Here is a 21,587-nt window from a genome sequence, read left to right as displayed (position 1 = left end):
GTCACGGACAGCGTCGGCGTCCCACACCGCCCGATACAACAGGCGCTGCATCGCGTCCGGCCGGGCATGTCCGGCCTGCTCGGCCAACTGCCAGCACGTCTTCACCTCAAGCTCGGACAGCAGCCCGGTCACGAACTGTCCCGCCGCCCGACGCGGCTCCACGCGACCAAACCGGCCCGCGAAGCAGCCCAGCACCTCGGCCAACACCCGCTCCCACCGACCAACAGCTACGCTGTGGCACGCGGCCACCGCCAGATCTGATGATGTGTCCACAACGCACAGACGATCACGCGGTGGCCGCCTCGCGTCCACCCCGGTTCACCAGCAAGATCTCAAACGGCGGCTGCCGTACTAGCTGATCTTATTGCGGTAGATCGCTGTGGCGGCGGCGTCGGCGGCCACGAGCAGGCCGGCGCACCAGGCGAGGGCGATCCAGATGCAGCGGCAGCGGTCATCGGCGGCGAGAACCACGGGTACGCCGACCGCGATTACCCAGGCCGGCAGCTGCTGCCACGAGCCGTATTCGGGTGGGTGCCAGCGAGGGCACGGCGGTCGGCCGCTTTGCCGACGCCTTGGGCAGCGGCGGCGAGGTCGCCCTCTCGGGCGGTCTCGCTCAGCCCTGCAGCGAATGACCCCGATGGTGGCAGCGGCGACGAGGTCGCGTCGCCGCCGGCCAACCACTGTCGGTTATTGACGTCGGAGTAGTTCGGGTGTTGGCCGTCCAGTGGACGTGGTGGCGAGGACGGTGACGAGGATGCCGAGCGCGACTCCGGCCGCGGCGAGGGTGAGCACGGGCATGACCGTGTCGAGCAGGTTGTCGAAGCTGGTGGTGCGCATGACGGTTGCTCCGGCCCAGGCGGTGAGCAGGACGGCGGCGGCGGTGGTCAGTTGGCCGAGGAGGAGGCCGCTGATAGATTCGGTGACATTCGCAGCGGTAAGGGTGCGTCGGGGTACGCCGATCACAGCGAGTGGAACGTTGGCCCGGCGCGTGGTGATGGTGCGGTCGACGGTGGACATGGCGAAGGCGATGAAGCCCATGGTGGCGGTGATGAGCAGCCCGGCGGTGACGAGCGCTGTGACCGCGTCGGCGTCGAATCCGGTGGGTATCTCGCGGTAGCCCTGCACGACGGCGGTGGGGGCGAGCGCGGCGGCGGTGGCGTACCAGTTTTCCAGGGCCGACTGGTTGGCGTCGACCTTGGCGACGATGGTGCCGGCCTTTGGCGGTTCGGCGACGACGATGTCGGTACCTTGCCCGAACGGGGACATGTTCAGCGGGGCGGTGTCTGCCGGGATCGCGTAGGCCGCCACCTCGGTGTCTCCGCCCTCGGATGCGGTGAGTGGAGTTCCGGCGGGTAGCTGGTCGGACCAGGCGGCCCGGTAGGCCTTGCCGGGGGCGCAGGACCAGGTGGTGTCGAACAACACCGCGAGGCTGGCGCAGCTGCCTCGCACGACCAGGACAGGCTGTTGTCGCCCGTCGATCGTGGCAGAACCGCTGAGGGTGTCGTAGTAGGCCATGTTGTCAGCGCCGACAGTGGGAACCAGTTGCTCGGCGAGGCGCTCGTCGGCGCCGAGGATCGATTGTGGCAGCCAGCCGGTGTCGGAGACCTGCGTCGCGGTGTTGGCGGCGCTGTAGGCGGCGGCGCCGATCGTGCCGACCGCGCCGATGAACAGGGCGACCATCAGCGTCCCCGCCAGTCGGAACACCGTACTGGGGGCCTGGCGGATCCTGCGGACCGCGACAGTCAGCCACGCCGGTCGGCCTGCCCATCGCAGGAGAGGGGCGGCGAGCCGAGGCAGCAGCGCGGGCAGCAGCAGTGGCAGGGTGAGTGCGACACCGATCATCCCGACGCCGAGCAACGCCAGCGCCGCCGTACTTGATTCGGCGAGCATCGCCGCGACCAGCAACGCCACGACTGACGCTGCGAAGGCGACCAGTCGCCACAGCCGAGCCGCCCCGGTCACGATCCGACGGCGGGTAGCGACCGGCCGCAGCACCGCCGGCGCCGCCCCGACCACCCCAACCACCACCGCGAATGCCACGATCAGCACCCCCGCGACTGCGGCGCGACCGGCGGGCACGGCGACATCAGTGGCGTACCAGTGGAACCGGCCGATCGACCAGTCGGCGGTGAGGGCGCGCAGCACCGGGAACGCAGCGTAGCCGAGCAGGACCCCGAACGCTGCCGCGACCCCGGTCTCGACCGCGTTGACCGCCTGAGCTTGCCGGGCCGACGCGCCCAGCAGCCTGAGTGCGGCGAGGCGCTGCTCTCGTGCCGCCGCGGACAGCCCCGCCGCGGTGGACAGCAGCACCGCCAGTGGCGCCAGCATGAAAAAGGCGAACGCGAAGCCGACAACGCGCCCGGGAGTGAGCAGACGCTCCAGATCCGAGGTGCCCCGCTGCGCGGCGAGCTGCCGGTCGGCGGTGGAATCACCGAAACCGGTGACCGGGTCGGCGTCGGTGGGCATCTGCGCGCTGGTCACACCGACGTAGGCGATGAGCTCGTCCGGGGCGACCAAACCTGCCGCACCGACCGTGCCGACCACGGTTTGCGGGAAGCGCCGCTTGGCGTGCGGGTTATCGGCGATCAGCTTCCGCATCGCCGGGGACACCACCACTTCACCGGCAGAGGGCAGTGCGCTCACTCCCGGCGGCACAGGGCCGCCAGCGGTGACGCCACTGACATTGACCCGCCGCAGAATCCGCCCGGCCACCGCGTCGTCGATCGTCACTGCCCGCAGCGTCTGTTCAGACCCAGAAGCGGTGACCGGCGTGCGGCCGATGATCCGCAGATCCTGCGCGTCGACCACAGCCGGAACCGCGAGCGCCCCGAGAACCAGCACGATCCCCACCGCCGCGCCAGTCCCCAGCAACACCGTGCGAATCAGCGCCTGCCGCCCACCGCGCACCGTCAACCGCGCACCCAACCACAGCCACGGCACGTAGCGTCCGAACATTCTCATCGAACCGTCACCGCCTGCAGCACCCGACCGTCGCGCATCCGCACAACCCGATCCGCCCGCTCGGCCACCTCGGGCGCGTGCGTCACCATCACCACCGCCGCGCCCCGCTCCCGCGCCGCGGCAAACAAGCAATCGAGCACCGCCTCGCCGCTGCCGGAATCCAACGCCCCGGTCGGCTCATCAGCGAACACCACCCGCGGCTCATGCACCAACGCCCGAGCCACCGCCGCCCGCTGCGCCTGCCCACCGGACACCGCACCCGCCTGCCGGTCCGCCAAGTCCCCGATACCCAACTCGCCCAAAAGATCCTCCGCCCGCCGGCGCGCCACCGGCGCCCGCGTGCCCGTGACCCGCAACGGCAACTCCACGTTCTCCCGCAGCGTCAGCTCCGGCACGAGATCCCCGAACTGCAACACGAAACCGAACGAGGTCAACCGCAGACGACTACGCGCCGCGTCCGACCTTGTCGAAAAGTCCTCCGACTCGAAGTACACCTCACCAGCGTCCGGACGCAGCAGACCCGACAGAACGTGAAGCAGCGTTGTCTTGCCGCAGCCGGACGGGCCGGTCACCGCAACGGTCTCGCCTTGCTCGACGGCGAACGACACGTCGTCCAGAGCGATGGTGGAGCCGTAGGCGAGCCGCACGCCGCGACATCCCGCAAGACCGGTGGACTTCGAACCAGACAGTTCCATGGATGGACCCTATAACCCTTCCTCGGCGGCATGGGGGTAGAAATCGCCGAGCGGGCGGTCGTCGATCGGCGACCGCCCGCTCTGTGCGATCAGCAGCTCACGAGCGCGAAGCTCTCCGCCTCGTTGTCGAAGTTGGCGAAGGTCCGCAAGTTGCTGACCGATGTCTTCTTGCCGATCGTGATGCGAGTCCCCGAGAAGCCGTCGTTGTCGTACAACACGGCGCACTTGTCCGTGTTGTTGATGACAGAACTGATCTCGTTGTCGCCGTTGAAGCCGTTTATCTCGTACTTGTCGTTCGAGATGCTGCCGGGGGTGTAGTCCACGTACTTGCTGCCGTTGTAGGAGAAGTCCTCCCACATGCAGATCTTGCCACTGCTGCAGGTGCCGGCGGCGTAGGCCGGGGCAGCAAGCCCTGCCACGCCGAGGAGAAGCCCGGTGGATGTCGCGGCTACGAGCCGCTTGACAAGGTGCGACATGACGCTCCTCATTCTGCTGCGGTGGATGTCGGAGAAGTCCGCCATCACCAGTTCGGAAAGGGTGTATCGGCGCGCCTCATTGACCGGGAACACGTCGCTGCAGTCGACGTAATCCAGCCAAGGAGTGAGGTGCCCACAATATGGAGGCGCTGGAATCTGCAAGCCCCGAAGTAAGGCCCGTGATCGGTCAGCGCGGCGGAGTTCTACGAGAACGTGTCACGCCGGAAGTGAACTGCGGTCATGCGATGAATCCCCGTGTAGCCGCTTCGCTGAGATCACGATTTTCGCAGAAGACGACCTTCGATACAACCGCCCGAATGCGAGTGGCTGCGGAACGTGTTCCCCATCAACGCGCTCGGCGGTCGTGGCTGGTGACTCCACCGTTGGCGGCGAGAAGCAGGTCGACAGCCGGCCCTCCTGGCGGCAGCGATGGCACCACTGCCCTCCGGCGTGGCGTGGTGCACCCCCTCACCGGCACAGCTCAGCCCGAGCCCAGAGCCGACGATGCACCCGATCGACCACCACGACAGGCAATCGGTCGCCGTCTGCGCCGAACCCTTGGCGGGAGCACTACCGATGCTCACACTTCTGGTAAATCACACCAAACCTGGAGAAGGTCAGGCTGGTCAAGGCAAGGTCTACAAGCGGTGCGGCTGCCGCGACACCAAGAAGCGGCTCAAGCAACACTGCCCCCGCCGCCGGAGAGCCTGTCAGAAACTTTGTGGTTGATCTTGGTGTGGTCCCAAACAGGAGCACCAACGGAGCACCAAGCGTCCACATCATGGAAGCTCGCACCACATACTGGAACGAGATCAAGGCCGTTACCAGCGTTTCCGCTGGTAACGGCCTTGATCGTGAAGTGCGCCCGAAGGGACTCGAACCCCTAACCTTCTGATCCGTAGTCAGATGCTCTATCCATTGAGCTACGGGCGCTCGTGCTCAGCCAGCCTACACGACCGACTTTCGCGCGGAGACTCCGGGATTCGAACCCGGGAGGGGCTTTAAGACCCCAACCGCATTAGCAGTGCGGCGCCATAGACCAGACTAGGCGAAGTCTCCCTGGTGGTCCGGAGACCACCGCGGCCGAGGATACAGGTCCGTCCCCACCCGGAGCAAAGCGACTTCCTACCCCGTGCGGTGAGCCCTCGTCGGCGTCCACCGCCATCCCGCGTTTCCATCCTGTGCCCGGGCGCTGTCCGGACTAGGCTCCGTCGATATGCAGGAGCAGCCGCCCAGCGATCCGCCCCGCCGCGAGCCTGCGGAGAAGCCCCGGCGGAGCCGCTCACCCAAGGCCACCTTCACGCCGCCCGCGACGCCGGCACCGGCGGATCCGGGGCCGGCGGAACAGCAGCGGGGCGACGGCAGCGACGCGCCGGGACGGGCGCCCCGGACCAGGCCGGCCCCCGGTGTCCTCTTCCAGCCGCCCGACCGGCCCGCGGCGGGCGGTGGCGGTGGGTCGCCTGCGGGCGTCGGCGACCGGAGCGACGCCGGCCCTGCGGGAGTACGGCCGGCGCCCGCGCAGCGGCCACCCGTCCCCAGGCCCGCACCGGCCGCTCGTCGGGCGGCCCCGCCCCGACCACAGGATGCCGCGTCGGAGGCCGGAGGTGGTGATCCGGCACACGGTCGACCCGAGGCGGCGACCGTCGACGTGCCGACCGGTGAACCGGGGGCGCCGGTCCGGGCGGGTGCCGCCGAGCCGGCGGTCCCACCGGCCACATCCGGTGCCGGCACCGTGCCAGCGGTGAGCGGGATCACCGAGGAGGCCCCACGAGTGGCACCCCGGGCGCGCAGGGCAACGTCGAAGAAGGCCGGGTCGCCCGCCGCCGTGCCGCCCGCGAAGACGGCCCGATCGTCCGCTGCGGTGCCGCCGGTGAAGAAGGCCGGGCCGCAGTCGGCCAAGGCCGCGCCGGCGAAGAAGACGACGGGGGCGACCGGGCAGGCTGCGCCGGCACCGAAGGTGGCCGCCGGCAGGAAGAGCTCCGCGCCCAGGAAGGCCGCCTCCGCCACGAAGGCCACGCCAGCGCCGGCTGAGCCGCAGCAGGTGCCGGCAGCCGTGCAGCAGGAGCAGGTGACGGCGACGCCGGTCCGGGTGCCGGCGCAACTGCCGTACCCGTCGGTGCCGGAGATGCCGGCGTCGGGGCGTACCCGGGAGTGGGAGCTGGCGACGCTCACCGGGCGGCTGCGCGACCACCCCGGCTTCGCGCCGGAGCTGCTGGCCCTGGCCGCCGTCGAGGCGCTCGGGCCGCGGGCCCGGGACTGGACGCAACGGCTGCGGGCCGCGTACCCGCAGGCGGAGTCGGACGCCCTGGCCCGGCTGGCCAGCCGGCGGTTCGTCCGGGCCGCCGGAGTGGGTGGCGCGGGCGCAGCGGTGGCGGGACTCTTCGCGCCGGTGGCCGAGCTGGCGGCGGTGCTCTGGACCCAGGCCAACCTGGTGCTGCACCTGGCCGCGACGTACGGCCGGGACCCGCTCGACCCGGAGCGCGCGGTCGAGCTGCTGGTGCTCACGCAGGTGCACCCGGACGCGGCGAGCGCCCGCGCGGCGCTGGACGCCGCCCGGGCCGCCGACGGGCCCGCGGAGCGGTCGTGGCCGTGGGCCGCCGAGGCGGCGTGGCGGCTGGCCCTCCCGCTGGCCGCGCAGGCCGGCGGCTGGCTGGCGTTGCGACTCGCCTCCCGGCTGCTGCCCGGGGCCGCTGTGCTCGCCGCCGCCACCGGGGACGCGGCAGCGGCCGAACGGCTGGCCGCCCGGGCGATCGGCACCTACCGGCCCCGCTGACCGCCCGGGGGGTCAGAGCCAGCTGAACCAGGCTCGGGGCAGCACGGCGTAGCCGACGAAGGCGACCACGTCGAGCAGGGTGTGCGCGACGATCAGCGGCATCACCCGCCGGGTGCGCAGGTAGAACAGGCTGAACACCACACCCATCACGGCGTTGCCGACGAAGGCGCCGAAGCCCTGGTAGAGGTGGTAGGAGCCGCGCAGCAGGGCGCTGGCCGTGACCACCGCGCCGAGCCGCCAGGAGAGCTGGCGCAGCCGGGTGACCAGGTAGCCGACCACGATCACCTCCTCCAGGACGGCGTTCTGCACGGCGGCGAGGATGAGCACCGGCACCGCCCACCACAGGTGGGGCAGGCCGGCCGGCACCAGGGTGGCGTTGATCCCGAGGTGCGCCGCCACCCAGAACAGGGCGAGGCCGGGCAGGCCGATCAGCGCGGCGAGGCCGGCGCCGCGGGCCAGGTCGGAGCCGGGCCGCCGCAGGTCGACGCCGAGGGTCCGGGCCGGGTCGCCGGGGGTGCGGGCGAGCAGGTGTACGGCGAGCAGCACCGGCAGCAGCGCGAAGACGATCCCGAGCAGCTGGTACGTCAGGTCGAGCCAGGGCCGGGCCGACTGGGAGGTGTTGAGCGAGGCGGTCTGCCTGGAGAGCGGCCCGTCGGCGGTCAGCTTCGCGATGATCGACACCAGGGCGTAGATCGCGGACTGCCCGAGGGAGAGCCCGAGCACCAGCAGGGTCTCGGTGCCGAGGGTGCGGCGGGACACCGCCGGCCGGGTGAGCTCGTCGACCGTCACGCCCACCACTCTGCCCCACCGGATGGCCCGCCGACACGGGCCGATCCGACGATGCGCGGCGGTCGCACAGTCTGTGCGACCGGTGTGCACGCTCCGTGGACATTCTATGGGGGCCCCGATCCGCAGTCCCCGAAGGAGCGCACCCCCGTGGACAACTTCGCACGGCTGCTGAAGGAGAGCTGGACCCTGGTGGAGGAGGACCGGGACCGGCTCAGTGGTCATTTCTACGCCCGGCTGTTCCTGCTGGACCCCGCCCTGCGGCAGCTCTTCCCGGTGCAGATGTCCGGCCAGGGCGACCGCATCCTGGAGGCGATCGTCACCGCCACGCAGACGGTGGACGATCCGGAGAGCTTCGACGAGTACCTGCGCGCGCTGGGCCGGGACCACCGGAAGTACCACGTCGACGCCGCGCACTACGCGACGATGGGCGTCGCCCTGCTGGACGCGCTGCGCAGCACCGCCGGCGACGGCTGGAACCTGGAGTACGACCAGGCGTGGCGGGAGGCGTACCAGGCGATCACGGCGAAGATGGTGGCCGGCGCGGACGCCGACGACAACCCGCCGTTCTGGCACGCGGAGGTGCTCACCCACGAGCGGCACGGCGCGGACACGGCGGTGCTGACCGTCCGGGCCCTGCAACATCCGCTGCCCTTTCGGGCCGGCCAGTACGTCAGCCTGGAAGCGCCCCGGCACCACCCCCGGGTCTGGCGCACCTACTCGGTGGCGAACGCCCCGAACGACGACAACGTGCTGGAGTTCCACGTCCGTACGCCGGAGGGCGCGGGTTGGGTCTCCGGGGCGCTGGTCCGGCGGACCCGCCCGGGTGACCTGCTGCGGCTGGCCGCGCCGATGGGCTCGATGACGTTGGACACCGAGTCGACGCGGGACATCCTCTGCGTGGCCGGTGGGGTGGGGCTGGCCCCGGTGAAGGCGCTGGTGGAGGAGCTGACCAAGGTCAACCGCACCCGCTGGGTGCACGTCTTCTACGGCGCGCGCCGCCCGGAGGACCTGTACGCCCTGCCGGCCCTCCAGGAGCTGGTGGAGACGTACCCGTGGTTGTCGGTGACCCCGGCGTGCAGCGAGGACCCGGACTTCGACGGGGAGCTGGGGGACATCTCGGAGGTGGTGACCCGCTACGGCCCGTGGACGTCGCACGACTGCTACGTCTCCGGTTCGGCGCGGATGGTCCGGGCGACCCTGCGGGCGCTCGCCGAGGACGAGGTCCCGCCGCAGCACATCCGGTACGACACGTTCGGCAACGTGTGACGACTTTCCTCCCCCCAACCGGGCCGCGTGCCCCTGCCCCCTGGGGCACGCGGCCCGGTCCCCCGCTCCGGTGCGCGGTCCGGGCCGGCAACCGGCCCGCGCGCCGGAGCGGGGCACGGCCGGTGGCCGGTCAGTACCGCCAGGGGCTGCCGGTCTGCCGGTACTCCTCGACCGGCACCAGGGGCACGCCGGGGGCCATCCGGTCGACGTAGAGCCGCCCCTCCAGGTGGTCGATCTCGTGGGCGACGAGCCGGGCCATGGCGTACTCGAACGAGGTGATCACCCGGCTGCCGTCCCACTGGGTGTGTTCCACGTCGATCCGCAGCGGTCGGGGGACCAGACCGCGGTGGTCGAAGAAGGAGAGGCAGCCCTCGTACTGCTCGTCGGTGTCCCCGGCGGCGTCGACCACCCGCGGGTTGAGCAGGACGACCGGTTCGGCGCCGCGGTCGCCGGGGCGGACCAGGGCGGCGGCCCAGCCGATGCCGAGCTGCGGCGCGGCGATGCCGACGCCCTTGCTGAACGGGTGCAGTTCGTCGAGGCGGGCCAGCGTGCCGGAAAGCCGGGCGACGACCTCGCGGGCGGTCCGTTCCTCGCGGGGCAGGTCGAACTGGCGGGCCGGCTGGCGGAGCAGATCGGCGCCGCGTTGGACGATGCCGATGGCACGCATCCGGTCGCTGGCCCGGACCCCTTCGGGGCGGTCGGCGGGGTCGTCGGGCGGCCCGCCTCGAAACCGCCACTGCATCCGGTACCGGGCGTTGAGCGGGGGCTCGTCGGTCCCCCAGTCGAAGATCGCCCGGTCGCCGTCGTCGTGCCGGGCCACCGGGGTACGCAGTGGTCCCTCCTCGGCGGAGAGGGAGGTCTCCACCCCCCACACCTGCGGGTCGAGGCCGGCGGGCAGGTCGAGGCGGACCTCCAGCCGGCGGGTCGGCACCCGGACGGCGCGCTGGAACCAGGGCCCCCACTTCTCCCGCCCGACCTGGTACGCGTACTCGATGGTGGCCCGGTCGCCGGGGTAGAGCGGGAACCGGCCGTCGCCGTTCTCGAAGAGCAACCAGATCTCCTTGAAGGCGTCCCGGTCGTGCTTGGCCCGCCAGTGCAGCGGTTCGCGTTCGCCGGCGTCCTCCCGGTAGGCCCGCAGGCGCAGCTCGGCGAAGCTGAGCGGGTGTTCCCGGTGGTGCCGGTTGGAGCGGCCGGGGTCGTTGGGGTAGCGGTCGACGGCGACCCGGACGAGGTAGCGGGTGACCGGTTCGGTGCCGGCGTTGTAGAGCTCCCGGCGGATGACGCAGTGGTAGGCGTCCTCGGCGTAGCGGAGCCGGGCCTGTTCGCGTTCGACGATGAGCCCGGTGCCGGGGGGCATCCACTGGCCGGGGGGTGGGGGTTCCCGGTGCGGTGGGGCGGAGCGGGCGTGCCGGAGTTCGTCGTACTCCCGGAAGCGCTGCCAGATCGCGCCGCTGGCCTCCAGGACGGCCTCGGCGCGGCGGGCGAAGTCCTCGGTGGGGCGGTGCCGGCGCCCTTCGACGTGGCTGATGTAGGAGGGGTCGAAGCCCATCAGGGTGGCGAGCTGCTTCTTGGACAGGCCGCGGCCGGTGCGGCGCCGGGCGAGTTCCGCCGCGAACGAGTCGGCTGCCCGTTCGATGGGGGAGGTCGTCATCAGCTTCCTCGTGGCCGGGAAGTACCAGGTTTCACGTTCCGTGTCCGGACGGGTACCGGACTGGCATCATGTCGACAGGAGTATTGACAACGCAGGTAGATCTTTCGATGCTTTCGCCGTCGTCGCTCCACCGACAGGTCGGGTGCCGTTTCCCCTCGTCGCCGCCGGGTAGTACGACCCCACGGAGTGACCCGGGCCTCCCGGTTCCACCCCCGCCGCATCTTCCCCCGGGCCCCCGAGTGTGGTTAGGCTAGCCTTATCTGTAAGCGCGGGAACTGGGACGAGGGGACGGTCAGGTGACAGCGGTGATGCCCGGGTGCGACACCCTCGCCCCGCTCGCCCCGGTGACCGCCACCCTGCGCGCCATGTTCGGCACCGACGACCTGCCCGGGCTGGCCCCCGGGCTGGTGGTGGCCGACGAGTTCGGCTGGTCCCCGGCCAGCACCCTGGTCGACGGCAGCCGGCTGCCGGAGCTGCTGCACGCGGCCACCCTCCGCTGGGGCGGCACCCCGCACGCCTGCGCCGCGCTGGCCTGGAAGGCCTACAGCTACTGGGCGGCGTTGCCGGCCGTGCTGGGCTGGGCCGCCGCCCGCCGGGTGCCGCTGCTCGACCCGGCCGACGTGCTGATCCACTTCGAGGACCACCGGCCGCTGGTCACCCTGGGCCTGCGCCGGTCCACCCCGGTCGCGGTGCTCCCGAACGACCCGCTGGCCGTCTCCGGCCGGCCCGAGGTGCGGGTGGTGGCCGACGAGACCGCCCTGCTCGCGGCGCTCCGCGCCTCGCTGCTCGACGCGCACCTCGCCCCGCTGATCACGGCGATCCAGGCCGAGGTCCGGATCGGCACGCGTACCCTCCTCGGCTCGGTGGCCTCGGGCGTCGCGCACGCCGTGCTGCGGGCCGCCGACGCGCTGCCCGGCTCGGCCACCGCGAGCGTCGACACCCTGCTCGGCGCCCTCGACCTGGCCGACCTGGTGGAGCTGGTGCCCGGCCCGGGCGGCCGGCCCACCGTGCAGCGGCGCACCTGCTGCCTGGCCTTCACCCTGCCCCGGCCGAAGATCTGCCAGGGCTGCTGCGTCCGTCCGGCCTGACCCTCGGCGCCCGCCGCGGGCGGCGCCTCAGCCGACCAGCGGCCGCACGTCCCACACCCACACCCCACCTGTGTACGTCGGTGTGACGCCGGTCAGCGCGGTCATCCCCCGCCGCAGCGCGTCCGCGTACGGGTGCCGCCCGAGGATCACCACCCCGGCGCGCCAGTACCGCAGGTCCTCGATCGCGGCGAGCCGGTCCGCCGGGGTGATCGGTGGGATCGCGCCGGTGTTGCGGATGGTGACGAAGAAGGTGCTGGTGTGCCGGGGCGGGGCGCCGAAAAGCGCGATCCTGCCCTCCGGCGCGTACGGCCGGGTGTCCGGGGCGAGGAAGTAGCCCCGGGCGAGCGGCAGGTCCAGCCCGGTCCGGGCGGACCAGCGCAGCGGCTCGGCGTAGACGTTGTCCGGCAGCGGCAGGGTGACCACGCTGCGCCCGCCGGCGGCGTACGCACGCCAGGCGCCGGAGGTGACGAACGCGGGCACCGGATCGAGCCGGACCGCCGGCAGCGGGGTGGGCAGGATCGGCAGCAGCGCCATGGCCAGCACGGTGCCGGTGCCGAAGCGGATGCCCGGGCGGGCCGCCGGGTGCCGGCCGGCGAGCCGCCGGACCCGCTCGGCCGCGAGCGCGAGCAGCACCCCGACGATCGGGGTGAGCGCCAGCGACCACCGGGTCGGCACCACCGAGTGCAGCACGGGCAGCCCCTCCAGCAGCGCCCACGGGGCGGGCACCCCGGTGTCCCGCCCGTTGAACCGGACCTCCCGGCCGAGGGAGAGCAGCGCGAAGAGCGCGCCGAGCACCGCCAACGCGCGGACCACGACGTCCCGCCGCAGCCACCAGACCAGGGCGGCCACCAGGACCACCAGCGGCCAGCCGAGGAAGGCGTTCTCCTCGGTCGGGTTCTTCGCCAGCCGGGCCGCGTCCCGCGGGTCACCGGCGACCGACTCGCCGGACCAGGCGAGGAAGGACGCCAGGTCGGTGCGGTAGCCGCGGATCAGCCGGGACAGCCCCTGGTACGCGCCGGGCCCGAAGAACTGCACGTACAGCGGGTACGCCAGCAGCACGACGGAGAACGCCGCGGCCACCCCCAGGCCGGCGAGGAAGGGGCGGGCGGCCCCGCGCAGCGGTGGACGGCCCAGCGCGAGGGCCCCGACCAGGACGCCCAGCCCGATCGCCGTCATCAGCAGGATCTCCAGGTTGAGGAAGGCCTGCCAGACGATCAGCAGCCCGAGCAGCACCCCGTTGCGCAGCCACCGGCCGGGCTCGGCGAGGCGCAGGGTCCGCCAGGCGATCAGCGGCACCAGGAACTGGGCGACGATGTTCGGGTGGGCGTTGGCGTGCGACACCATCGCCGGCGCGAAGGCGCAGAAACCGGCGCCCAGCCAGGCCGGCGCCCGGGCCCGGACCACCACCCGGGAAAGCACGAAATACCAGGTGACACCGGTGGCGAACAGCGCACCGGTGAGGAACAGCAGAAAGGTGACGTGCGGCCCGAACAGCAGGGTCACCGGTGTCATCGGCAGCGAAATGGACAATACCGAGGTATTTGCCATGAGATTGACGCCGTCGGGGACATTCATCCGGTTGCTGGCGAACGGATATGCGAAATGCGTGACCACCCGGGCACCGTGCGCCATCATCCACTCGAACTGCGCCTGATCGGCCGGGTTCGCCCGTACGCCGGCAGCCGGACTCACCCAGAAGCGGGCGGTGACCCAGAGCGCGAGCAGCGCGAAGCTTGCGACGGCGGCGGCGTCGATCCAGCGTGGGCCGGCCGGCTGGACCCGGCGGGCGGCCGACGGGCCGGCCTCCGAATCGAATGCCGGCCGGTCCGATTCAGCAGCAGTCATGACAATTCAGAGCGTAGTCAGACTATGACCAGACCGTGACTTGTTTCGGCCTTCTGGCTTTCTGGGTACTATCTGCCGGGTTCGCTGACCGCCGATCTCGTGCCGCCCCCGGGACCACAAATCCGGTCCCGACCGACCCGATTTTGCTGCCGTGCCGGTAGCTGGTTCACTCATTCGGTCCAGGCGCGGGTCGAGTCATACCGTGAGGAATCGACGCATGGCAGAAATCACTGGTGATCAGCGCGTCCAGTCGGAGGTGCTCGAAGGCCTCGCGACGGCGGTGAACCACCGCCGCTGGTTCGTCGAACTGGCCGTGCCCCACCTTGGTGACAACCCGATCGAGATCGGCAGCGGCCTGGGTGACTACGCGCTGGAGTGGGCGGAGCACTTTCCCCGGTTCACCGCCACCGAGGCCGACCCGGACCGGCTGGTCTCGCTGAAGGAGCGCCTCGCCGACCGGCCGAACATCGAGGTCCGGCAGATGCTGCTGCCGCACTCGGAGCGCGGCGACTACAGCGCCGCCGTGTCGTACAACGTCCTCGAGCACATCGACGACCACGTCGGGGCGCTGCGCAGCATGCGCGACCTGGTCCGGCCGGGCGGCCGGATCGTGCTGATCGTGCCGGCGTTCCAGTTCGCGATGGGCCCCGCCGACATCGCCACCGGCCACGTGCGGCGCTACACCAGGAAGACGCTGGGCGCCGCGCTGACCGAGGCGGGCCTGGAGGTCGAGGAGCTGCACTACGCCAACGCGCTCGGCCTGATCGGCTACTTCATGGCGACCAAGGTCTTCCGGCTGATGCCGAAGGAGGGCCCGATGGTCAAGGTCTACGACAGCCTGGTCCTCCCGGTCACCAAGGCCGCCGAGCAGCGGGTCCGCCCGCCGTTCGGGCAGTCCGTCTTCGCCGTGGCCCGCGTCCCCGCCTGAGACCGGAGTCGGGCCCCTCGTCGACGCCCGCGCGACGACAAGGGGCCCAGCAAACCCTTCAGCTCACTCCTTGACCTGGTACGACGGGCGGATGACCGCCCGGGCCAGGGTGTGGAAGGCCAGGTTGAAGCCGACGAAGGCCGGGCTGGCCTGCGGGCCGACGTCCAGCCGCTCCACGTCGAGGGCGTGCACCGCGAAGACGTACCGGTGCGGGCGGTCACCGGGCGGCGGCGCGGCACCGCCGAAGCCCTGCTCGCCGTAGTCGTTGCGGACGGAGAACGCCCCGCCCAGCTTGTCCTCGGCCACCCCACGGGGCAGCTCGGTCACCGAGGCGGGCAGGTTCACCAGCACCCAGTGCCAGAACCCGCTGCCGGTGGGGGCGTCCGGGTCGAAGCAGGTCACCACGAAGCTCTGCGTCTCGGCCGGGAAGCCCGACCAGGCCAGGTGCGGGGAGACGTTGTCGCCGCCGGCGCTGCCGTGCGCGTGGGCGGCGTCCATCGGCTCGCCGTTGACCACGTCGTCGCTGGTCAGGTTGAACGACGGAACGGTCGGCAGCAGCTCGTACGGGTCCGGGGCGATCGGTCGTTCCAAGGTCATCGGGACGGGTCCTTCCGGTTGCGCGTGAATCCTGCGCTCTTCATACCCCGCCCGAGCCCCTCGTCGAACGCACTCCGCGCGGTCGCGTCGGGGCTGGTGCCCATGGGCGGAGGGTGTGGGATTCGAACCCACGAAGACATCGCTGCCTTACCGGTTTTCAAGACCAGCGCCATCGGCCACTAGGCGAACCCTCCCGGCACCGCGTCCCGAGGGCCGCGGCGGCGGTGCCTAGTCTGCCATGACGTGTCGGCCGCCGCCCGCGCCACCGCCCCGGCACACCATGGCCGCCCCGACGCTGCGGGAAGTCGATTGCTCCGCGAGCGTGATACCTCTCGGTCATCAATATGCCTCTCGGTCATCAGGCTCGCCCGAAAACCTGTCCCCGGCCGGCCATCGCGCTCCCGCGAGCATCGCCGCCGGACGCCAGACGCCGACCGCCGAACTTGGGCCGACCGGCGGGTGCCAGGTGCCCCGCGGGCCGGATCGGGTATGAACGAGCCATGCGTGCGATCACCATCCCGGAACCCGGCGGACCCGAGGCACTCGTCTGGGCGGAGGTCCCCGACCCCGAGCCCGGCCCCGGCGAGGTGGTGGTCGACGTGCGGGCCAGCGCCGTCAACCGGGCCGACCTGCTGCAACGGCAGGGGCACTACCCGCCGCCGCCGGGCGCGCCCGCGTACCCGGGGCTGGAGTGCTCGGGGGTGATCAGCGCGATCGGCCGCGACGTGACCGGTTGGACGGTCGGCCAGGAGGTCTGTGCGCTGCTGGCCGGCGGCGGCTACGCGGAGCGGGTCGCCGTCCCGGCCGGACAGCTGCTGCCGGTGCCGGCGGGCGTCGACCCGGTCGACGCCGCGGCGCTGCCCGAGGTGGCCTGCACGGTCTGGTCGAACGTGGTGCGGCTGGCCCGGCTCGCTGCGGGGGAGACGCTGCTGGTGCACGGCGGCGGCAGCGGGATCGGCACCTTCGCCGTCCAGCTCGGCCGGGCGCTCGGGGCGACCGTGCTGGTCACCGCCCGCGCGGCCAAGCACGACCGGCTGCGCGAGCTGGGCGCCGCGCACACCATCGACTACCGGGAACAGGACTTCGTCGAGGAGGTCGCCGGGGCCACCGGCGGGCACGGCGCGGACGTCATCCTGGACATCATGGGCGCGTCCTACCTGGGACGGAACGTGGCGGCGCTGGCCGACGGCGGCCGGCTGGTGGTGATCGGCATGCAGGGTGGTCGCAAGGCCGAGCTGGATCTGGGCGCGCTGCTGGCCAAGCGGGCGTCGGTGGCGGCCACCGCGCTGCGTTCCCGGCCGCTCGACGACAAGGCGGCCATCGTCCGGGGCGTACGCGAGGAGGTCTGGCCGCTGGTCGAGGCCGGGAAGGTCCGCCCGGTGGTGGACCGGCGGCTGCCGATGACCGACGCGGCGCAGGCGCACCGGCTGGTGGAGAGCAACGACCACGTGGGCAAGGTGCTGCTCACGACGGCGTGACGGCACCCCCCGGCGGGCGGGGCAGCATCAGCCGCGGCCCGGTGCCCTCGGCGGCCAGGCTGTCGTCCGGGTTGTAGAGCGTGCAGCGCTGCAACGACAGGCAGCCGCAGCCGATGCAGCCGTCCAGGTCGTCGCGGAGCTTGCTGAGCAGCCGGATCCGCTCGTCCAGCCGGCTGCGCCAGCTCGCGGAGAGTTCCGCCCAGTCGGACGCGGTCGGGGTACGCGAGGCGGGCAGCGACTCCAGCGCCGCCCTGATCTCGTCCAGCGACACGCCGACCTGCTGGGCGATCCGGATGAACGACACCCGGCGCAGCTCGGAGCGGGCGTACCGGCGCTGGTTGCCGCCGGTGCGCTCGGCCCGGACCAGGCCGAGCCGCTCGTAGTAGCGCAACGCGGAGGGCGCCACCCCGGAGCGGGCGGCGAGTTCCCCGATCGTCAGTGAGTCCTGCATCACCCGGTCCTTGAGTTGAAGCGCACTTCAACTCACACGCTATCCGCATGGACACCCTCACCTCCAGCGGCACCGCCCCACTCGGGCCGCTGCTGCGCCGGATCACCGGCGACGAGAAGCACGGGCCCAGCGCCCACTCCACCCTCGACGTCCTCTGGGTCCTCTACGACCGGGTGCTGCGGGTCACCCCGCAGACCGTCGACGACCCCGACCGGGACCGCTTCCTGCTCTCCAAGGGACACGGACCGGCCGCCTACTACGCCGTACTCGCCGCGAAGGGTTTCATCCCGGCCGACTGGCTGGACGACCTCGCCGGACCGGAGAGCCGACTCGGCCACCACCCGGACCGGCGGCTCGTCCCCGGCGTGGAGATCGGCTCCGGCTCGCTCGGCCACGGGCTGGGGCTCGGCGTCGGCACCGCCCTCGGGCTGCGGGCCCAGGGCCGCACCGACCCCCGGGTGTACGTCCTGCTCGGCGACGCCGAACTCGACGAGGGTTCCAACCACGAGGCGATCGCCTACGCCGGCGCCACCGGCCTGGACACCGTCACCGCGATCGTCGTCGACAACGCCTCGGCCACCCACGGCTGGCCCGGCGGCATCGCCGCCCGGTTCACCGTGAACGGCTGGACCGGCGAGACGGTCGACGGCCGGGACCACACCGCCCTGCACGCCGCGCTCACCGGCCACCGGCCCGACCGGCCGCACGTCGTGGTGGCCCGCGTCGAGAGCCAGGGGTGACCGCCGTGCGGACCACGTTCCTGAACACCGCGGCCGACCTGCTCGACGCCGACCCGCGTACCGCCCTGGTGCTGGCGGACATCTCCGCCACCGCGTTCGCCCCGGCCGCCCGGCGGCACCCGGACCGGGTGCTCAACGTCGGCATCCGCGAACAACTGATGATCGGGGTGGCCGGCGGGCTGGCCCTGACCGGGCTGCGCCCGATCGTCCACTCGTACGCCACCTTCCTCGTCGACCGGGCGTACGAGCAGATCAAGCTCGACCTCGGGCACCAGGGGGTGGGGGCGGTGCTGGTCAGCGTCGGCGCGTCGTACGACGGGTCGCGGTCGGGCCGGACGCACATGTCACCGGGGGACGTCGCGCTCCTCGACTCGCTCGGCGACGGCTGGCGGGTGCACGTGCCCGGTCACCCGGACGAGGTGCCGCCGCTGCTGCGCGCCGCCGCCGGGGACGACGACCGGGTCTACCTGCGGCTCAGCGAGCGACGCAACGGCGACGCGTACCCGGACGCCGACCGGCTGCGGGTGGTGCGTCGGGGCGGCGCGGGGGCGCCCGTGGTGGTGGCGGTCGGGCCGACCCTCTCCGCCACGCTGGCCGCCACCCGGGGGCGGGACGTCACCGTGGCGTACACGCACACGCCGCGCCCGTTCGACGCGGCGGGGCTGCGGGCGCTCGCCGGGACCGAGGTGGTGCTGGTCGAGCCGTACCTGGCCGGGACGTCGGCCGCGGTGGCCGCCCGGGCGCTGGCCGACGTGCCGCACCGGCTGCTGGCCCTCGGGGTGGGCGCCACCGACCTGCGCCGGTACGGCGACCCCGCCGACCACGAGCGCTGGCACGGGCTGGACGCGGCGGGGCTGCGCCGGTCGATCGACGCGTTCCTGGACTGACCGGGTGGCGGCGCGGGCGCACGGGGGTCCGCGCCGCCGGCCGGGATCGGGCCGGGTCAGCCGGCGGTGGGGCGGCGGCGGGCCCGCTCCCGGCCGAGGATCCAGATCGCCTCGACGCCGTCCTTCCAGGTGATCTTCTTGCCCTCCTCGCGGCCCCGGGCGCGGTAGCTGATCGGCACCTCGTACGGGCGGATCCGCTGGCGGAGCAGCTTGCCGGTCACCTCCGCCTCCATGCCGAAGCCCCGGGAACGGATGTTCAGCGAGCGGTACAACGCCACCGGCATCAGCTTGAAACAGGTCTCCAGGTCGCCGATGTACGAGTTGAACAGCACATTGGCCGCCATGGTGACGCCCTTGTTTCCCATCACGTACCAGAAGCTGTAGGCGCTGTGGCTGCCGAAGGTCCGATTTCCGTACACCACCGTGGCGTGGCCGTCGAGGACCGGGGCGAGCAGCCGCGGGATGTCCTGCGGGTCGTACTCCAGGTCGGCGTCGAGGATGACCATGTACTCACCCTCGGCGGAGTCCACCGCCGTCTTGATCGCCGCGCCCTTGCCGGCGTTGCGCTGGTGGGTGATCACCCGCAGCCGGGCGTCGTCGACCCGGCCGAGGATCTCGCCGGTGCCGTCGCGGCTGCCGTCGTCGACCACGACCAGCTCGATCTCGCAGGGGTAGTCGACCGCCAATGCCTGCTTGAGGGCATCCGCGATGCGTTCTTCCTCGTTGTAGACCGGCATGAGGATCGAGAGCTTCACGGGGATCTCCACGGTGGCGACGATAAGTCGGCCCTAGCGTAGCTTGGCCGTCCGTCGAGGTGGAGTCACCCACCGGGGGAGGATTCGCGCGCTCCGCAGGTTGATGGTGTTTACTTCCGCGCATGTCCGTGGCCGGGTCCCTGCTCGTCCTGGCGCCGGTCGCGGCGCTGGCCCTCCTCTCCGCCCTGCTCCGACCGCGCGACGCGGAGGCGGTGGCGCCGGTCCGGCTGGCGGTGCTGCGCGCCGCGCTGGCCGTCGGGGCGTTCGCCGTGCTCACCGTGGAACTGCTCGGCGCGCTGCACGCGCTGACGCTGCCGGCCTTCGCCCTGGCCTGGCTGCTCCTGCTCGCCGTCGTGGCGCTGGCGGCGTGGTGGCGCCGGGTCCGCTCCGGCGCCGAGCGGATCGTCCGGGCCCGCGCGACGGAGGTCCGCGACTTCCGGCGTACGGCCGGGCGGGGCGAGCTGCTGCTGGCCGGCACCGTGCTGCTGCTGGTCCTGGTCGAGCTGGTGGTGGCGCTGCTGGCATCGCCGAACAACTACGACTCGCAGACCTACCACCTGCCCAAGGTGGAGCACTGGGTGGCGCAGCGGAGTCTGGAGTTCTGGCCGACCGCGATCCACCGGCAGGTGACCATCCCGCCCGGCGCGGAGTACCTGCTGCTGCACCTGCGCCTGCTCACCGGCGGTGACGCCCTGCACAACCTGGTGCAGTGGGGCGCCGGGCTGGGCTGCCTGCTGGCCGTCACCCGGATCACCGCCCAGCTCGGCGGCGGCCGGCGGGCCCAGCTGCTGACCGCGTTCGTGCTGGCCAGCACGCCGATGGTGGTGCTTCAGGCGACCAGCACCCAGACCGACCTGGTGGTGGCCGCCTGGGTGGCGGGAGCGGCCACGCTGGTCGTGGACGGGCTGCGCCGCCGGGCCGGCCTCGGTGACCTGCTGGCGCTCGGCGCGGCCACCGGGCTCACCGCGGTCACCAAGACCAGCGGCCTGATCGCGGTCGGCCCGCTGCTGCTGCTCTGGGGGGTGGCGCAGCTGCGGCTGGCCCGGGTCGGGGCGTCGGGTCGTACCCCGGTCGACGGGGAGGCCCCGGCCGGCGGCCTGCGGGGCCGGGCGATGGCCGGGACGGTCGGCGGCTCGCTGTTGATCGTGCTGGTGGCGGCGGTGCTGGTCGGGCCGTTCCTGGCCCGGGAGACGGCCGAGTTCGGGCATCCGCTCGGGCCGCCCCGGCTGCGCGAGTCCATCCCGATGGAACGGCACGACCCGGCCTCGATCCTGGTCAACCTGGCCCGGACCGGGCACACCGCGCTGGACACGCCGCTGTTCCCGCTGAGCCGGGCGGCGGCCACGGCCATCGACGACGGCGCCCGGGCGATCGGGGTGGACCCGCAGGACCGGGCGATCACCTTCGGCAACGAGCGGTTCCCGGTGCCCGCCTGGTATCCGGACGAGGACCGGGCGGCCTTCCCGGTGGCCGGCACGCTGGCGCTGGTCGGGGCGGTGCTGGCGCTGGCCCGGCCGCGCCGGGTCAGCCCGCGGTGGGCGGGTGAGCTGCGGGCGTACGCGGCGGTCGCGGTGACCACCGTGCTGCTGCACGCCAGCCTGATCAAGTGGCAGACCTGGGGGAACCGGCTGCTGCTCTACGCCCTGGTGCTGGCGATCCCGCTGGCCGGGCTCTGGCTGGACGCGCTGCTGCACCGGCGGGCGCGGCCGGGGCGACGGCCGGTGGCAGCCGGGCTGGTGGTGGCGGTGCTGGCCGCCTCGGCGCTGGCCGGGACGTTGAGCCTGGTGTACGGCTATCCGCGCCGGCTGGTCGGCTCGGCGTCGGTGCTCACCTCGTCGGACTGGGAGAACCGGTTCGTCCGACGGCCGCAGTGGGCGGCGGAGTTCCGCTGGGCGGCGGAGGCGGTACGCGCCAGCGGCGCCCGCCGGGTCGGCCTGGGCCAGCAGTACGACAACTGGGAGTACCCGTGGTGGGTGCTGCTGCGCGAGGGCGGTGGCCGGCCACCGGAGCTGGTGGCGCTGCAGTCGGTCCTGCCGGACCGGCCGCCCGCCGACCCGACCTCGGTGGACGCGATCGTCTGCACCGGCAGCCGTCCGGCCTGCACGAAACTCGTCCCGCCCGGGTGGACGGTCCGCTGGCGCGGCTACGTGGGGTACGCGCTGCCGCCGGGCCGCTGACGCGGCACGGAGGGCCCCCGGGACGGGGGC

The 21,587-nt window shown here is 72.6% G+C and carries 17 protein-coding genes, 3 tRNA genes and 1 pseudogene; 8 read left to right on the top strand and 13 right to left on the bottom strand.

The window, feature by feature from the left end:
• The 6 genes and pseudogenes from GA0070564_RS28290 to GA0070564_RS28265 form a co-directional block, all read right to left on the bottom strand.
• Window positions 1–192 (bottom strand): annotated as a pseudogene (locus GA0070564_RS28290) (IS701 family transposase); the annotation flags it as partial.
• Between the two features lie 495 nt (window positions 193–687).
• Entirely contained in the window at window positions 688–2,955 is a 2,268-nt protein-coding gene (locus GA0070564_RS28285; RefSeq protein ID WP_091616171.1) for an ABC transporter permease family protein, read from the bottom strand.
• Between the two features lie 2 nt (window positions 2,956–2,957).
• A complete protein-coding gene (locus GA0070564_RS28280) occupies window positions 2,958–3,656 on the bottom strand; it encodes an ABC transporter ATP-binding protein (RefSeq protein ID WP_091616168.1) in 699 nt (232 codons plus the stop codon).
• A gap of 89 nt (window positions 3,657–3,745) precedes the next feature.
• Window positions 3,746–4,225 (bottom strand): peptidase inhibitor family I36 protein, encoded by a 480-nt coding sequence (locus tag GA0070564_RS28275; protein WP_091616165.1) that lies wholly within the window; start codon window positions 4,223–4,225, stop codon window positions 3,746–3,748.
• Between the two features lie 767 nt (window positions 4,226–4,992).
• Window positions 4,993–5,065 (bottom strand) — tRNA-Arg (locus tag GA0070564_RS28270).
• Window positions 5,066–5,100: 35 nt separating this feature from the next.
• A tRNA-Ser gene (locus GA0070564_RS28265) sits at window positions 5,101–5,191 on the bottom strand.
• 682 nt (window positions 5,192–5,873) lie between these two features.
• On the opposite strand from GA0070564_RS28265, the gene GA0070564_RS29655 reads away from it, so the two are divergent.
• Window positions 5,874–6,905 (top strand): hypothetical protein, encoded by a 1,032-nt coding sequence (locus tag GA0070564_RS29655; RefSeq protein ID WP_218105017.1) that lies wholly within the window; start codon window positions 5,874–5,876, stop codon window positions 6,903–6,905.
• A gap of 12 nt (window positions 6,906–6,917) precedes the next feature.
• Here GA0070564_RS29655 and GA0070564_RS28255 read toward each other — a convergent pair whose 3' ends face one another.
• On the bottom strand, window positions 6,918–7,694 hold the full coding sequence (locus tag GA0070564_RS28255; RefSeq protein ID WP_091616193.1) for a CPBP family intramembrane glutamic endopeptidase: 777 nt from the start codon (window positions 7,692–7,694) through the stop codon (window positions 6,918–6,920).
• 147 nt (window positions 7,695–7,841) lie between these two features.
• Here GA0070564_RS28255 and GA0070564_RS28250 point away from each other — a divergent pair, with 147 nt between their 5' ends.
• The gene (locus tag GA0070564_RS28250) at window positions 7,842–8,960 is read left to right on the top strand and encodes a globin domain-containing protein (protein ID WP_091616162.1); all 1,119 of its coding nucleotides are present in this window, start codon (window positions 7,842–7,844) and stop codon (window positions 8,958–8,960) included.
• A gap of 130 nt (window positions 8,961–9,090) precedes the next feature.
• Here the strand turns inward: GA0070564_RS28250 and GA0070564_RS28245 are convergent, their stop codons facing one another.
• Window positions 9,091–10,611 (bottom strand): peptide deformylase, encoded by a 1,521-nt coding sequence (locus tag GA0070564_RS28245; protein WP_091616157.1) that lies wholly within the window; start codon window positions 10,609–10,611, stop codon window positions 9,091–9,093.
• Between the two features lie 308 nt (window positions 10,612–10,919).
• Here GA0070564_RS28245 and GA0070564_RS28240 point away from each other — a divergent pair, with 308 nt between their 5' ends.
• Window positions 10,920–11,699, top strand: a complete 780-nt coding sequence (locus GA0070564_RS28240; protein WP_091616153.1) for an IucA/IucC family C-terminal-domain containing protein — start codon at window positions 10,920–10,922, stop codon at window positions 11,697–11,699.
• Window positions 11,700–11,726: 27 nt separating this feature from the next.
• Here GA0070564_RS28240 and GA0070564_RS28235 read toward each other — a convergent pair whose 3' ends face one another.
• The gene (locus tag GA0070564_RS28235) at window positions 11,727–13,544 is read right to left on the bottom strand and encodes a DUF6311 domain-containing protein (RefSeq protein WP_091616149.1); all 1,818 of its coding nucleotides are present in this window, start codon (window positions 13,542–13,544) and stop codon (window positions 11,727–11,729) included.
• Window positions 13,545–13,761: 217 nt separating this feature from the next.
• Between GA0070564_RS28235 and GA0070564_RS28230 the strand changes: the two genes are divergently transcribed.
• A complete protein-coding gene (locus GA0070564_RS28230; RefSeq protein WP_088968921.1) occupies window positions 13,762–14,472 on the top strand; it encodes a class I SAM-dependent methyltransferase in 711 nt (236 codons plus the stop codon).
• A gap of 63 nt (window positions 14,473–14,535) precedes the next feature.
• On the opposite strand, the gene GA0070564_RS28225 is transcribed toward GA0070564_RS28230, so the two are convergent.
• Together GA0070564_RS28225 and GA0070564_RS28220 are read right to left on the bottom strand one after the other, a co-directional pair.
• A complete protein-coding gene (locus tag GA0070564_RS28225) occupies window positions 14,536–15,069 on the bottom strand; it encodes a YbhB/YbcL family Raf kinase inhibitor-like protein (RefSeq protein WP_091616146.1) in 534 nt (177 codons plus the stop codon).
• A gap of 107 nt (window positions 15,070–15,176) precedes the next feature.
• Window positions 15,177–15,263, bottom strand: a tRNA-Ser gene (locus GA0070564_RS28220).
• A gap of 306 nt (window positions 15,264–15,569) precedes the next feature.
• Between GA0070564_RS28220 and GA0070564_RS28215 the strand changes: the two genes are divergently transcribed.
• Window positions 15,570–16,547 (top strand): NAD(P)H-quinone oxidoreductase, encoded by a 978-nt coding sequence (locus GA0070564_RS28215; RefSeq protein ID WP_091616143.1) that lies wholly within the window; start codon window positions 15,570–15,572, stop codon window positions 16,545–16,547.
• Here GA0070564_RS28215 and soxR read toward each other — a convergent pair.
• Entirely contained in the window at window positions 16,534–16,998 is a 465-nt protein-coding gene (gene soxR / locus GA0070564_RS28210; RefSeq protein ID WP_091616139.1) for a redox-sensitive transcriptional activator SoxR, read from the bottom strand. The two genes, GA0070564_RS28215 and soxR, sit on opposite strands and share 14 nt — an antisense overlap.
• Before the next feature lie 47 nt (window positions 16,999–17,045).
• Between soxR and GA0070564_RS28205 the strand changes: the two genes are divergently transcribed.
• On the top strand, window positions 17,046–17,738 hold the full coding sequence (locus tag GA0070564_RS28205; protein WP_091616134.1) for a transketolase: 693 nt from the start codon (window positions 17,046–17,048) through the stop codon (window positions 17,736–17,738).
• A gap of 5 nt (window positions 17,739–17,743) precedes the next feature.
• A complete protein-coding gene (locus tag GA0070564_RS28200; RefSeq protein ID WP_091616189.1) occupies window positions 17,744–18,625 on the top strand; it encodes a transketolase family protein in 882 nt (293 codons plus the stop codon).
• Between the two features lie 56 nt (window positions 18,626–18,681).
• On the opposite strand, the gene GA0070564_RS28195 is transcribed toward GA0070564_RS28200, so the two are convergent.
• Window positions 18,682–19,380: a glycosyltransferase family 2 protein gene (locus GA0070564_RS28195; protein WP_091616186.1), complete on the bottom strand. Its 699-nt coding sequence runs from the start codon at window positions 19,378–19,380 to the stop codon at window positions 18,682–18,684.
• 122 nt (window positions 19,381–19,502) lie between these two features.
• Between GA0070564_RS28195 and GA0070564_RS28190 the strand changes: the two genes are divergently transcribed.
• Window positions 19,503–21,557, top strand: a complete 2,055-nt coding sequence (locus GA0070564_RS28190; RefSeq protein ID WP_091616131.1) for a hypothetical protein — start codon at window positions 19,503–19,505, stop codon at window positions 21,555–21,557.
• Window positions 21,558–21,587: the final 30 nt, after the last annotated feature.

It is taken from the genome of Micromonospora mirobrigensis (genome assembly GCF_900091555.1).
Lineage (GTDB): Bacteria > Actinomycetota > Actinomycetes > Mycobacteriales > Micromonosporaceae > Micromonospora > Micromonospora mirobrigensis.
This window is presented reverse-complemented; position numbering and strand designations above follow the sequence as displayed.